Origin of the sequence: Streptomyces clavifer (genome assembly GCF_036345975.1) — a bacterium.
Lineage (GTDB): Bacteria > Actinomycetota > Actinomycetes > Streptomycetales > Streptomycetaceae > Streptomyces > Streptomyces clavifer.
Genome location: NZ_CP107793.1, coordinates 5,576,962 through 5,589,492 on the forward strand (window position 1 = coordinate 5,576,962; position 12,531 = coordinate 5,589,492).

Genomic DNA, 12,531 nt, shown 5'->3' on the forward strand with positions numbered 1-12,531 from the left:
GGAGCGGGGAGGGAGGAGGGGGTTGCGGCGGCGGGGGTTCGGGGCGCGATCACAGAACGTATGCAACCTATTGGTGGTGCTTGCGTCAAGTGACGCCGGAACGTGGCGGGGGGCGCGGCAACTGCGCCGGCGCCCCCCGCGGGTCAACTGTCGACGGACCGTCAGGTCGCGCGCCCGTCCTCGATCACGAGCGGCGCGGTGCCGATGGTGTCGAGGCCCCCACCGGGTCCGGTCCCGAGCGTCGCGCCCGTGCTCTTCTTCGCGCGGCGCAGCCTGCGTTCGAGCCAGCTCGCGAACGAGGTGATGGCGAAGTTCACCACGACGAAGATCAGCGCGATGATGGTGAAGCACGCGATCGTGTTCGCACCGTAGTTCGCGCTCATCGGCCGGACCGAAGCGAGCAGTTCGGGGAAGGTGAGGACGGCGCCGCCGAGCGCGGTGTCCTTCACGATGACCACGATCTGGCTGACGATCGCGGGCAGCATGGCGGTCACCGACTGCGGCAGCAGCACGTACCGCATCGTCTGGCCCTTGCGCATGCCGATCGCCTTCGCGGCGTCGGTCTGACCCTGCGGAAGCGACTGGATCCCGGCCCGCACGATCTCGGCGAGCACCGAGGCGTTGTACAGCACCAGACCGGTGACGACGGCGTACAGCGGGCGCACGTCGCTCGCGATGTCGGTGAACTCGGAGTACGCGGCGTTCGCCGTGATCATCAGGATCAGGACGGGGATGGCGCGGAAGAACTCCACGACGACCCCGGACGGCACCCGCACCCGGCGGTGGTCGGAGAGCCGGCCGATACCGAACAGTGCTCCGAGCGGCAGGGCGATCAGCAGGGCGAAGAACGCGGCCTTGAGCGTGTTCTGGAGCCCGGGCCACAGATAGGTCACCCATGGCTGGGAGCTGGTGAAGAACGGCTCCCACTTGACCCAGTCGAGCTGGTGCTTCTCGTCGAGGCTGGTGTAGACCCACCAGCCCACGGCCGCGATGGCCACTACGAAGACGACGGTGTACAGGATGTTGCGCTGTTTGGCGCGGGGCCCCTGTGCGTCGAAGAGGACGGACGTCGTCATCGTTTCACCGCCACCTTCTTGCTCACCCAGCCGAGGACGAGCCCGGTCGGAAGGGTGAGACAGATGAATCCGAACGCGAAGATGGCCGAGATCAGGATGAGTTGGGCCTCGGCCTCGATCATGTCCTTCATCAGGTACGCCGCTTCGACCACGCCGATCGCCGCTGCGACGGTGGTGTTCTTGGTCAGCGCGATCAGCACGTTGGCCAGGGGGTTCACGACCGAGCGGAACGCCTGCGGGAGGATGATCAGCCGCAGGACCTGGGTGAAGCTCAGCCCCAGCGCGCGTGCCGCTTCCGCCTGGCCCGCGGGGACCGTGTTGATGCCCGAACGCAGCGCCTCGCAGACGAAGGCCGCGGTGTAGAGGGCGAGTGAGAGAACCGCGAGCCGGAAGTTGACGGTCTCGAAGTTGTCTCCGCCTCCAAGGGTGACCTGCAAGGTCTGGAAGAGGCCCAGAGACGCGAAGACGATGATGACGGTCAGTGGGATGTTACGGACAATGTTCACATAAGCGGTACCGAACCCGCGCATCAGGGGGACCGGGCCGACCCGCATGCCGGCCAGCAGCGTTCCCCATATGAGGGCACCGAGGGCGGAGTAGACGGTGAGTTTCACCGTTACCCAGAAGGCCCCCAGTAGGTCATAACCTTCAAGAAAGTCGAACACGATCTCCCGTGCTTCCACGTGTGGGGAGGGCTCGGTGCGCCGCCTCGCCGGCGGCGCACCTCATGTCGGCCCGGTTTCGGACCGCCCTGCGACGGCAGCCCTACTTGACGACGTTGCCGATCTCCGGCGCCTTCTCGTTCTTGTAGTTGGCGGGGCCGAAGTTGGCCTCGACCGCCTTGTCCCAGGAACCGTCCGAGACCATCTTGGTCAGCGCGGCGTCGACCTTCTTCTTGAGGTCGGCGTCACCCTTCTTCAGGCCGATGCCGTAGTTCTCGTTGGTCATCTTGAAGCCGGCCAGCTTGAACTTGCCCTTGTGGGCCTCCTGCGCCGCGTATCCGGCGAGGATGGAGTCGTCCGTGGTCAGCGCGTCGATGGCCTTGTTCTCCAGGCCGGTGAGGCACTCGGAGTAGCCGCCGTAGTTCTGCAGCTGAGCCTTGGGGGCCAGCTTCTCCTTGACGTTCTTCGCGGAGGTCGAACCGGTGACGGAACAGAGCTTCTTGTTGTTGAGGTCCTCGGGCGACTTGATGGTGTTGTCATCGGCCCGGACGAGGACGTCCTGGTGCGCCAGGAGGTACGGGCCGGCGAAGTCGACCTTCTGCAGACGCTCGTCGTTGATGGAGTACGTCGCAGCGATGAACTTCACGTCGCCGCGTTCGATCGCGGTCTCGCGGTCGGCGCTCTTCGTCTCGACGAACTCGATGTTCTTGGCGTCGAAGCCGAGCTCCTTGGCGATGTACGTGGCGACGTCGACGTCGAAGCCGGCGAACTTGCCGTCGGGCGTCTTCAGGCCGAGACCGGGCTGGTCGATCTTGATGCCGATCGTGATCTTCCCGCCGCCGCCGGAGCCCGCGGCGTCGTCCTTGTCTTCGGAGCCGCAGGCGGTGGCAGTGAGGGCGAGCGCGAGCACGGCGGCCGAGGCGGCGGTGACCTTACGAAGCTGCATGATGGAATTCCCTGGGGTTGACGCGATGTGAGTGGTCAGCTGGTCCGGAGAACAGCCGTGCGGGATCAGTGGTGAAGGATCTTCGAAAGGAAGTCCTTGGCCCGGTCACTGCGCGGGTTGCTGAAGAACTGGTCGGGCACTGCCTCTTCGACGATCTTCCCGTCGGCCATGAAGACGACCCTGTTGGCCGCCGACCTCGCGAAGCCCATCTCGTGGGTGACGACGACCATGGTCATCCCGTCCCGGGCGAGCTGCTGCATGACCTCCAGCACCTCGTTGATCATTTCCGGGTCGAGCGCGGACGTCGGCTCGTCGAACAGCATGACCTTGGGGTCCATCGCCAACGCGCGTGCGATGGCGACGCGTTGCTGCTGACCGCCGGACAGCTGCGAAGGGTACTTGTCGGCCTGCGTGGCCACGCCCACCCGGTCAAGCAGTGAACGAGCCTTCTGCTCCGCGGCAGCCTTGTCCGTCCTGCGGACCTTGAGCTGCCCCAGCATCACGTTCTCGAGCACCGTCTTGTGCGCGAAGAGATTGAACGACTGGAAGACCATGCCGACGTCGGAACGCAGCCTGGCCAGCTCCTTGCCCTCCTGGGGCAGCGGCTTGCCGTCGATCGTGATCGCGCCCGAGTCGATCGTCTCCAAGCGGTTGATCGTGCGGCACAGCGTGGACTTCCCGGACCCGGAGGGTCCGATGACGACGACGACCTCGCCACGGGCGATGGTCAGATCGATGTCCTGGAGCACATGCAGCGCGCCGAAGTGCTTGTTGACGTTGCTCAGTACGACAAGGTCGTCCCCCGCAGGTGCGGCATCCTCGGCGGCCTTGGTCACTGAAACTCCGCTCATCGGCTTTTTGCTCCGTCCTCCTCGGTTAGGGAAGGACCCTAGTGACGCAGTGCGACCAGCGTCATTACATCTGAGCGGAAATTGAGCATAACGATCCGGCCGCAACCGGACACTCCGTGTGAAGGGGACGCCTCGACGCCTGTGACGGCGTACCGGGTGGGTAACGGAAACCCGCTGGTAACGGGCAGGGGCTTGACTGGCGTACCCGTCATCGGAGTGGATGCCCTGGTGCGGTATGACGCGCGTCGTCGGCGTACGCGTGCTTCGCCGGCGGGACCGGCCGCGGCCATCACGCATAGTCTTCAACCGGCCCGGAAGACATGAGACGGGGGCCGGAAGGCATGAGACGGAGAGGGGGGCCATGAGACTGCTGCTCGTCGAGGACGACAACCACGTCGCGGCGGCCCTGTCCGCCGTGCTCGCGCGCCACGGGTTCCAGGTGGTGCACGCCCGCAGCGGCGAGGAGGCCCTGCAGGCGCTGCTGCCCGCGGACAAGGATCCCTTCGGGGTCGTGCTCCTCGACCTCGGCCTGCCCGACCAGGACGGCTACGAGGTCTGCGGCAAGATCCGCAAGCGATCGGCGATCCCCGTGATCATGGTGACCGCGCGGGCGGACGTCCGCTCGAGGATCCACGGTCTCAACCTCGGCGCGGACGACTACGTCACCAAGCCGTACGACACCGGCGAGCTCCTCGCCCGGATCCACGCCGTCGCCCGGCGCAGGACCGCCGGCGAGGACACCGGACCGACCCCGCTCGCGGCCCTGCGGTTCGGTCCGGTCCACATCGAGCTGCCGACCCGCCGGGTCAGCGTCGGGGGCCAGGAGGTCCAGCTGACCCGCAAGGAGTTCGACCTGCTCGCGCTGCTGGCGCAGCGCCCCGGTGTGGTCTTCCGCCGGGAGCAGATCATCAGCGAGGTGTGGCGGACCAGCTGGGAGGGAACGGGCCGCACCCTCGAGGTGCACGTCGCGTCGCTCCGCTCCAAGCTGCGGCTTCCCGCTCTGATCGAGACCGTGCGAGGCGTCGGCTACCGGCTCGTCGCGCCGTCCGGCTGAGGGCGTACGTTCCCTGTGCGCACCCGTCTGCTGCCCCTGCTCATCATCCTGATGGCCGCCGTTCTGCTCGCCCTGGGTGTCCCCCTGGCCGTCCAGGTGGCCGCCGCCGAACAGCAGCGCGTCGTCATCGACCGGATCGACGACATGGCGCGCTTCGCCGCGCTCGCCCAGTTCGTCAGCGAGCCCGTCGAGGGCAGCGACGAAAGGCAGCGGATCCTCCAGACCGAACTCGAGTCCTACAACTCGGTGTACGGGATCAAGGCAGGCGTGTTCTACCGCGACGACAGGGCCCTCGCCAAGGCCCCCGCCTCCTGGCTGCTGCCCGAGGAGGGGGAGGGGCGCCAGGCGTTCAAGGAGGCCCTGCTCGGACGCCGTTCCCACGACCCGCCCCAGGTCTGGCCCTGGCAGGACGGCCGGGTCGTCGTCGCCTCACCCGTCGTGCGGGACGGTGACGTGGTCGCCGTCGTGGTGACCGACTCGCCCACCGGTGACATGCGCTCCCGGACGCTGCGCGGCTGGCTGCTCATCGGCCTCGGCGAGGCCGCGGCCATGCTGGTGGCGGTCGGTGCCGCCTTCCGCCTCACCGGATGGGTCCTCCTGCCCGTGCGGACCCTGGACGCGGCCACGCACGACATCGCCAGCGGCCGGATGCGGTCCCGGGTCGCCGCCTCCGGAGGGCCGCCGGAACTCAGACGACTGGCCCGGTCGTTCAACGAGATGGCCGACAACGTCGAGGACGTGCTGGAGCAGCAGCGCGCCTTCGTGGCCGATGCCTCGCACCAGCTGCGCAACCCACTGGCCGCGCTGCTCCTGCGGATCGAGCTCCTCGCCCTGGAGCTCCCCGAGGGCAACGCGGAGATCGCCTCGGTGCGCACCGAGGGCAAGCGCCTCGCCCAGGTCCTGGACGACCTGCTCGACCTGGCCCTGGCCGAGCACGTGGAGCCGGACCTCCGGCTCACGGACATCGGCGCGCTGGCCGCCGAGCGGGTCGCCTCGTGGAGCCCGTACGCCGAGGAACAGGGCGTACGGCTGACGCTCGACGGCGCGGCGGCGATCACCGGCTGGGCGGACCCGATCGCCCTCTCCAGCGCGCTGGACGCCGTCATCGACAACGCGCTGAAGTTCACCCCGGAGGGCCAGGAGGTCCGGGTCACCGTCGGATCCGACGGCGCCGTCGCGACGGTCGTCGTGGCCGACCAGGGGCCCGGACTCACCGAACAGGAGCTGGAGCGCGTGGGCGACCGCTTCTGGCGCAGCAACCGGCACCAGAACATCAAGGGGTCCGGACTCGGCCTGTCCATCTCACGCGCGCTGCTGACCGCCGGCGGCGGCTCCATCGGCTACGGCACCAACGAGCCGCACGGTCTGCGGGTGACGGTCACCGTGCCGCGCAACGCACCGCACGCGTGAGCGCGGACGGTCAGGGCTTGGCCGAGCGGTAGTAGCGCTGGGCGCCGGTGTGCAGGGGCAGCGGATCGGTGTAGATCGCCGTGCGCAGGTCCACCAGCTGCGCCGCGTGGACCTCCCGTCCGATCCGGTCCCGGCTGTCGATGACGGTCCGCGTGAACGCCTCGGTCGTCAGCGGATCCGTACGGTCCGTGGTGATCAGCAGGTTGGCGACCGCAACCGTCTGCACGGCCATTCCCTGGTGCGCGTGGTCGTACGCGTCGGCCGGCATCGCGGCCGAGCGGTAGTGGCGGGTGGACCCACCGGCCGCCTGGAGCTCGCTGATCAGCGGATCCTCCAGCGGGACCAGCCGGATGGCGAACTTCTCCGCGAGGTCCTGCACCGCACCGGTCGGCAGTCCGCCGGACCAGAAGAAGGCGTCCAGCCGGCCGTCGGCCAGCCGCGCGGGCATCGTGTCTATGCCCGCCTCGACCGGGGTGATGTCCTCGGTCGGATCGACACCCGCCGCCTTCATCAGCCGGTCGGCGACGAGCAGCACCCCCGAGCCCTTCTGCCCCACGCCGACCCGGTGTCCCCGGAGGTCGGCGACCCGCCGGATCCCGGAGTCCCTGGGCACGACGAGCTGGACGTAGTCGTCGTAGAGGCGGACACAGCCGCGCAGCCGGTCGCCACCGGGCTTCCCGCTCTGCAGGTAGGTGGCGACGGCATCCGCGGTGGCGATCGTGAAGTCCGCCTTCCCCGTCGCCACCCGCTCGATGTTCTGCTGGGAGCCCTCGCTCGTCCTCAGCCGTATCGACACCTTGGGCATGTCCTTGGCCAGCGCACCCTCGAGCCGTTGCCCGTAGCGCTGGTACACCCCGCTGCGCACACCGGTGGAGAAGGTCAGTGAACCGCTGGGCTCCGGTTCCCCCAGGGGGGACACCCACCACAGCAGCAGCCCGAGAACGACCGCGGCGGCGGCGCCTCCCTGAAGGGTGCGTCGCCGGCCGAATCGGGACAGTGCGTGCAGCATGGCGCGATCCTGCCAGTCTGCGCCCCGTCCTGGCCAGGCCGGTCCGGGCAGGTGCCCAGGAGGCTCCGGCGGTGGGGGGAGCGCCATCACCGCCTACCCTTGTCCCATGACCAGCGGCAACCGGAGCGAAGCAGTGGACGTCAAGAAGAGCTACGAGGTGCGCACTTACGGGTGCCAGATGAACGTCCACGACTCCGAACGCTTGTCGGGGCTCCTCGAGGACGCCGGCTACGTGCCCGCCCCCGCGGGCTCCGACGGGGACGCCGACGTCGTGGTCTTCAACACGTGTGCGGTGCGTGAGAACGCCGACAACAAGCTCTACGGCAACCTCGGCCGTCTCGCCCCGATGAAGACCAAGCGCCCCGGGATGCAGATCGCCGTCGGTGGCTGCCTGGCGCAGAAGGACCGCGACACGATCGTCCAGCGGGCCCCCTGGGTCGATGTCGTCTTCGGTACGCACAACATCGGCAAGCTGCCGGTCCTGCTGGAGCGCGCCCGCGTCCAGGAGGAGGCGCAGATCGAGATCGCCGAGTCGCTCGAGGCGTTCCCCTCCACGCTGCCCACCCGCCGCGAGTCCGCGTACGCCGCCTGGGTGTCCATCTCCGTGGGCTGCAACAACACGTGCACGTTCTGCATCGTCCCCGCGCTGCGCGGCAAGGAGAAGGACCGCCGCACCGGCGACATCCTGGCCGAGATCGAGGCGCTCGTCGCCGAGGGAGTCAGCGAGATCACGCTGCTCGGCCAGAACGTGAACGCCTACGGCTCCGACATCGGCGACCGCGAGGCGTTCTCCAAGCTGCTGCGCGCCTGCGGCACCATCGAGGGGCTGGAACGCGTCCGCTTCACCTCACCCCACCCCCGTGACTTCACCGACGACGTGATCGCCGCGATGGCCGAGACGCCGAACGTCATGCCGCAGCTCCACATGCCGATGCAGTCGGGCTCGGACACCGTCCTGAAGGCCATGCGTCGCTCGTACCGGCAGGAGCGCTTCCTGGGGATCATCGAGAAGGTGCGTGCCGCGATGCCGGACGCCGCCATCTCCACCGACATCATCGTGGGCTTCCCCGGCGAGACCGAGGAGGACTTCGACCAGACGCTGCACGCGGTGCGCGAGGCCCGGTTCGCGAACGCCTTCACCTTCCAGTACTCCAAGCGCCCCGGGACGCCCGCCGCCGACATGGAGGGGCAGATCCCCAAGGAGGTCGTCCAGGAGCGCTACATGCGCCTGTCCGCCCTTCAGGAGGAGATCTCCTGGGAGGAGAACAAGAAGCAGGTCGGCCGCGTCATCGAGGTCATGGTCGCCGAGGGCGAGGGCCGCAAGGACGGCGCCACGCACCGCCTCTCCGGGCGTGCACCGGACAACCGCCTGGTGCACTTCACGAAGCCCGCCCAGGACGTGCGCCCCGGGGACGTCGTGACCGTGGAGGTCACCTACGCCGCCCCGCACCACCTGCTCGCCGAGGGGGCGCCCCTGGGTGTCCGGCTCACCCGCTCGGGCGATGCCTGGGAGAAGCGCAACCGGGAGGCCGCCCCGAAGCCCGCCGGAGTCATGCTCGGGCTGCCCGGCATCGGAGCCCCCGCCCCGCTGCCCGCGGCGGCGGCTCCCGGGTGCGGCTCCGTCTGACGGCCGGAGGCGGTACCGGCGGCGGGTACGGGCCCGGAGCGGTCGGCGCAATCAGCTGCGGCGAGCCGTCGCAGTACGCTGACCGGCATGCTTGTCGCCGCCGCCGTCTGCCCCTGCCCGCCGCTGCTGGTTCCCGACGTGGCCGCGGGAGCCGCACCCGAACTCGACGCCGCGCGGAGCGCGTGCGCCGATGCCCTGGGTGTACTCGCCGCCGCACGGCCCGATCTGCTCGTCGTGGTCGGGCCCGCGGGCGCGGGCGGCTCCGGTTCGTTCCCGGAGGGCTCGGAGGGATCCTTCTCCGGGTTCGGCGTCGGCCTCACCGTGCGCCTGGGTGAGGTGCCCGAGGGGTCCCCGGTGCCGGAGCGCGGGCTCCCGGCGTCCCTCGCGGTCGGTGCCTGGCTACTGGCCCGCGCCCGGTGGACGGCCGCCCCGGCCGAAGGGCTCGGGGTGGAGGAGCGCTCCGCCGCCGCCGACTGCGAGCGGACCGGACGCGACCTGGCGGCGCGGGCGGACAGGGTCGCCCTGCTGGTGATGGGCGACGGCAGTGCCTGCCGCACGGTCAAGGCACCCGGGTACCTGGACGAGCGGGCGGTGGACTTCGACGCGGCGGCGGTGCGCGCCCTGGGCAGCGCCGACCTCGCGGCGCTGAGCGCGCTGGACGGCTCGCTCGCGTACGAGCTCAAGGTCTCGGGCCGGGCACCGTGGCAGGTGCTGGAAAGCGCGGCCCGGGGGGCAGGGCTCGGCGGTCAGCTGCTGTACGAGGACGCCCCGTACGGCGTGGGCTACGCCGTCGCCGCCTGGTCGTGAGCCGGGCCGTGCCGGTGTGCACGGAGCGGGCGTACGGCGGCCGGTGGATGCGGCAGGCGCGGTCGGGGACATGCGCGGGGCCGCGGAGTGAAGCACTCCGCGGCCCAGGCGCACCACCTTCCGGGCCGGGTCAGGACGCGGGAGGAGGGGGCGGGGTGCCGCCCCCGTCCTTGTGGCCCAGGCGGTCGACCGCGTCCTTGGCCTTCTGCGTGCCGGACACGATCTTGTCGCTGTACTTGCCCTTGGTCCTTTGGTCGACCGTGCGGGCCGCCTTGTCGAGGCCCTGGTCGATCTTGCCCCCGTGCTGCTGCGCGAGGTCGCCGACCTTTTCCTTGGCCGGGGCCAGCTTGGCCTTCAGGTTGTCCAGGAAACCCATGGGTCACCTTCCGTGCTGGGGGACTGTGCTGACATTTTACCCGCGAGAGGGCAAAGCACGCGTCATTCACCGTGTCCGGCCGACCCTCCGGGGCGGCGATCGCAGCCCCCGGGACGGTGCCTCACTCGTTCGGGAAGCGTCCCGAAGTTTGAGACACTGTCTCAGTGAGAACATCAGCTCCCACCCCCCGCGTCATCACCGTCGTCGGTCCCACCGCTGCCGGAAAATCCGATCTGGCTGTGTATCTGGCCCAGCAGCTCGGGGGTGAGGTGGTCAACGCCGACTCCATGCAGCTCTACCGGGGGATGGACATCGGCACGGCGAAGCTGACGCCTCCGGAGCGCGGTGGGATCCCGCACCATCTGCTGGACATCTGGGACGTCACCGAGGCCGCCAGCGTGGCCGAGTACCAGCGCCTCGCCCGCGCGGAGATCGACCGGCTGCTGGCCGAGGGGCGCACTCCCGTACTGGTCGGCGGCTCGGGTCTCTACGTGAAGGGCGCGATCGACGCCCTGGAGTTCCCCGGTACGGACCCCGGGGTGCGCGCGAGGCTCGAACAGGAGCTGACGGAGAGCGGCTCCGGGGTCCTGCACACCCGTCTCGCCGCCGCGGACCCCGAGGCCGCCCGCGCGATCCTGGCCAGCAACGGGCGCCGCATCGTCCGCGCCCTGGAAGTCATCGAGATCACGGGCAAGCCCTTCACCGCCAACCTCCCGGGCGACGAAGCCGTGTACGAAGCCCTCCAGATCGGTGTGGACGTCGAGCGTCCGGAGCTGGACGAGCGGATCCGGGCCCGGGTGGACCGGATGTGGGAAGCCGGGCTGGTGGACGAGGTGCGCGCCCTGGAGGCCCTGGGGCTGCGCGACGGCCGCACCGCCTCCCGGGCGCTCGGCTACCAGCAGGTCCTCGCCGCGCTCGCGGGGGAGTGCACCGAGGACGAGGCGCGCGCCGAGACCGTACGCGCCACCAAACGCTTCGCGCGCCGCCAGGACTCGTGGTTCCGCCGCGACCCGCGCGTCCGGTGGCTGAGTGGCGCCGAGGAGCGGCGCGCGGAACTCCCGCACCGGGCGCTGGCGTTGGTCGAACGAGCGGTTACATCCTGATCACGTGATGGCATCGGGACGCTCCGCCCGTCATTCCGGTGCCCCCGGGCGTGCCATCATCGAGCATCGATCGACCAGTGGAGTCCGAGTAGGGGAGGGCGCGTGGCGATGGAGGCCGGCCCTCGCGACACAGACCGGGACGCACCCGATGCACAGGACGAGACAGGACGCCTGAGCCCGGACGGGCCCGAGGAGCACCACGTGCCCCCGGAGGTCGAGGTCGAGCTGCGCCCCGCCCGTCGGATGCGGATCTGGCAGCTCGCACCGATCGTCGTACTGGGCGCTCTCGGCTCCCTGATGTTCGCCTTCCCGCTCGCGTTCGAGTTCGGCGACGGCGGTGCCGTCGTGGCGATGCTGGGGCTGCTGATCAGCTCCTGTGCCGCGGGCTGGGGGATGATGGCGGCGCGGCGCGTGGGCCACACCTGGCCCGGCCTGGCCGCGAAGGAACCGGGCGAGCGGCCCGACTGGCGCGTGATCGCGCTGTACGTCGCCCTGTGCGCGGGAGTGGTCGCACTCGCCGTCTGGCGAGTGGCCCGCCTCCGCTCCTGAGCTGCGGACACCGCCGGTCCCGGTGGGCGGACCGGTTCCGCGGGCTGTCGCCGCGGCCTCGTACAGTTGGTCCGTGAGCACTTCGCAGATCCCCTTCCTCAAGGGCCACGGCACCGAGAACGACTTCGTGATCGTTCCCGACCCGGACAACGCCCTCGACCTGCCGGCCTCCGTCGTCGCACGGCTGTGCGACCGGCGGGCGGGCATCGGCGGCGACGGTCTGCTGCACGTCGTCCGGTCCGCCGCGCACCCCGAGGCGTCGGACATGGCCGAGCAGGCCGAGTGGTTCATGGACTACCGCAACGCCGACGGTTCGATCGCCGAGATGTGCGGCAACGGGGTGCGCGTCTTCGCACGCTACCTGCAGCGCGCCGGTCTCGCCGATGACGGCGATCTGGCCGTCGCCACCCGGGGCGGGGTCAAGCGGGTGCACCTCGCCAAGGACGGCGACGTCACGGTCTCCATGGGGCGGGCCGTGCTCCCCGGCAGCGGAGTCACCGTCACGGTGGACGGCCGCAGCTGGGACGCCCGCAACGTGAGCATGGGCAATCCGCACGCCGTCGCGTTCGTCGAGGACCTGGCCCACGCCGGGGACCTGCGCTCCGTACCGTCGTTCGGCCCGGCGTCCGTCTACCCGGACGGCGTCAACATCGAGTTCGTCGTGGACCGCGGACCGCGCCACGTGGCCATGCGCGTCCACGAGCGCGGCTCCGGCGAGACCCGCTCCTGCGGTACCGGCGCCTGCGCCGTGGCCGTGGCCGCCGCCCGAAGGGACGGTGTCGACCCCGCCGAGACCGGCTCGCCGGCCACGTACACGGTGGACCTCCCCGGTGGCACGCTGGTGATCACCGAGTACCCGGACGGCGGTGTCGACATGACGGGGCCCGCCGTGCTCGTCGCCGAAGGCGCGATCGATTCCGACTGGCTCGCGACGGCGCTCTAGGGCTTCGCTCGAATGGGTGATCCGTTTCACGCTGGGCGAGAGGTGGACTGCGCCACGTGGTGGGGTCGGTAGCATCAAGCACCGGCCCGGAGGCGCATCCGCATCTCCCCACCGCCGG

Annotated in this window: 13 protein-coding genes; 7 read left to right on the forward strand and 6 right to left on the reverse strand. The window is 70.1% G+C overall.

Annotation, left to right across the window (positions count from 1 at the left end):
- Positions 1-161 precede the first annotated feature (161 nt).
- The 4 genes from OG927_RS24520 to OG927_RS24535 all read right to left on the reverse strand — a co-directional run bounded on the left by OG927_RS24520 (position 162) and on the right by OG927_RS24535 (position 3,535).
- Positions 162-1,076, reverse strand: a complete 915-nt coding sequence (locus tag OG927_RS24520; RefSeq protein ID WP_056790880.1) for an amino acid ABC transporter permease — start codon at positions 1,074-1,076, stop codon at positions 162-164.
- Positions 1,073-1,741, reverse strand: coding sequence for an amino acid ABC transporter permease (locus tag OG927_RS24525; protein ID WP_056790959.1), 669 nt, complete (start codon positions 1,739-1,741; stop codon positions 1,073-1,075). The genes OG927_RS24520 and OG927_RS24525 overlap by 4 nt, the downstream gene beginning before the upstream one ends.
- Positions 1,742-1,841: 100 nt before the next feature.
- Positions 1,842-2,684, reverse strand: coding sequence for a glutamate ABC transporter substrate-binding protein (locus OG927_RS24530; protein WP_056790877.1), 843 nt, complete (start codon positions 2,682-2,684; stop codon positions 1,842-1,844).
- Positions 2,685-2,749: 65 nt separating this feature from the next.
- Positions 2,750-3,535: an amino acid ABC transporter ATP-binding protein gene (locus OG927_RS24535; RefSeq protein ID WP_056790875.1), complete on the reverse strand. Its 786-nt coding sequence runs from the start codon at positions 3,533-3,535 to the stop codon at positions 2,750-2,752.
- A 361-nt stretch (positions 3,536-3,896) separates the two neighbouring features.
- On the opposite strand from OG927_RS24535, the gene OG927_RS24540 reads away from it, so the two are divergent.
- Together OG927_RS24540 and OG927_RS24545 are read left to right on the forward strand one after the other, a co-directional pair.
- A complete protein-coding gene (locus OG927_RS24540; protein ID WP_056790873.1) occupies positions 3,897-4,589 on the forward strand; it encodes a response regulator transcription factor in 693 nt (230 codons plus the stop codon).
- 15 nt (positions 4,590-4,604) lie between these two features.
- Complete coding sequence (locus OG927_RS24545; RefSeq protein ID WP_056790870.1) at positions 4,605-5,999, forward strand: sensor histidine kinase; 1,395 nt, start codon at positions 4,605-4,607, stop codon at positions 5,997-5,999.
- A 10-nt stretch (positions 6,000-6,009) separates the two neighbouring features.
- Here OG927_RS24545 and OG927_RS24550 read toward each other — a convergent pair whose 3' ends face one another.
- Positions 6,010-7,008 (reverse strand): TAXI family TRAP transporter solute-binding subunit, encoded by a 999-nt coding sequence (locus OG927_RS24550; RefSeq protein WP_056790867.1) that lies wholly within the window; start codon positions 7,006-7,008, stop codon positions 6,010-6,012.
- A gap of 106 nt (positions 7,009-7,114) precedes the next feature.
- Between OG927_RS24550 and miaB the strand changes: the two genes are divergently transcribed.
- Together miaB and OG927_RS24560 are read left to right on the forward strand one after the other, a co-directional pair.
- Positions 7,115-8,635 carry a tRNA (N6-isopentenyl adenosine(37)-C2)-methylthiotransferase MiaB gene (gene miaB, locus OG927_RS24555; RefSeq protein ID WP_330320774.1) on the forward strand — a complete coding sequence of 507 codons (1,521 nt, stop codon included), beginning with the start codon at positions 7,115-7,117 and terminating at the stop codon, positions 8,633-8,635.
- Positions 8,636-8,722: 87 nt separating this feature from the next.
- Positions 8,723-9,442: a class III extradiol dioxygenase subunit B-like domain-containing protein gene (locus OG927_RS24560; RefSeq protein ID WP_209469618.1), complete on the forward strand. Its 720-nt coding sequence runs from the start codon at positions 8,723-8,725 to the stop codon at positions 9,440-9,442.
- A gap of 130 nt (positions 9,443-9,572) precedes the next feature.
- On the opposite strand, the gene OG927_RS24565 is transcribed toward OG927_RS24560, so the two are convergent.
- The gene (locus OG927_RS24565; RefSeq protein ID WP_056790859.1) at positions 9,573-9,818 is read right to left on the reverse strand and encodes an antitoxin; all 246 of its coding nucleotides are present in this window, start codon (positions 9,816-9,818) and stop codon (positions 9,573-9,575) included.
- A 164-nt stretch (positions 9,819-9,982) separates the two neighbouring features.
- On the opposite strand from OG927_RS24565, the gene miaA reads away from it, so the two are divergent.
- The 3 genes from miaA to dapF all read left to right on the forward strand — a co-directional run bounded on the left by miaA (position 9,983) and on the right by dapF (position 12,413).
- Positions 9,983-10,921, forward strand: a complete 939-nt coding sequence (gene miaA, locus OG927_RS24570) for a tRNA (adenosine(37)-N6)-dimethylallyltransferase MiaA (protein ID WP_330320775.1) — start codon at positions 9,983-9,985, stop codon at positions 10,919-10,921.
- 108 nt (positions 10,922-11,029) lie between these two features.
- Entirely contained in the window at positions 11,030-11,470 is a 441-nt protein-coding gene (locus tag OG927_RS24575) for a hypothetical protein (RefSeq protein WP_330321351.1), read from the forward strand.
- A gap of 73 nt (positions 11,471-11,543) precedes the next feature.
- On the forward strand, positions 11,544-12,413 hold the full coding sequence (gene dapF, locus OG927_RS24580) for a diaminopimelate epimerase (protein WP_330320776.1): 870 nt from the start codon (positions 11,544-11,546) through the stop codon (positions 12,411-12,413).
- Positions 12,414-12,531: the final 118 nt, after the last annotated feature.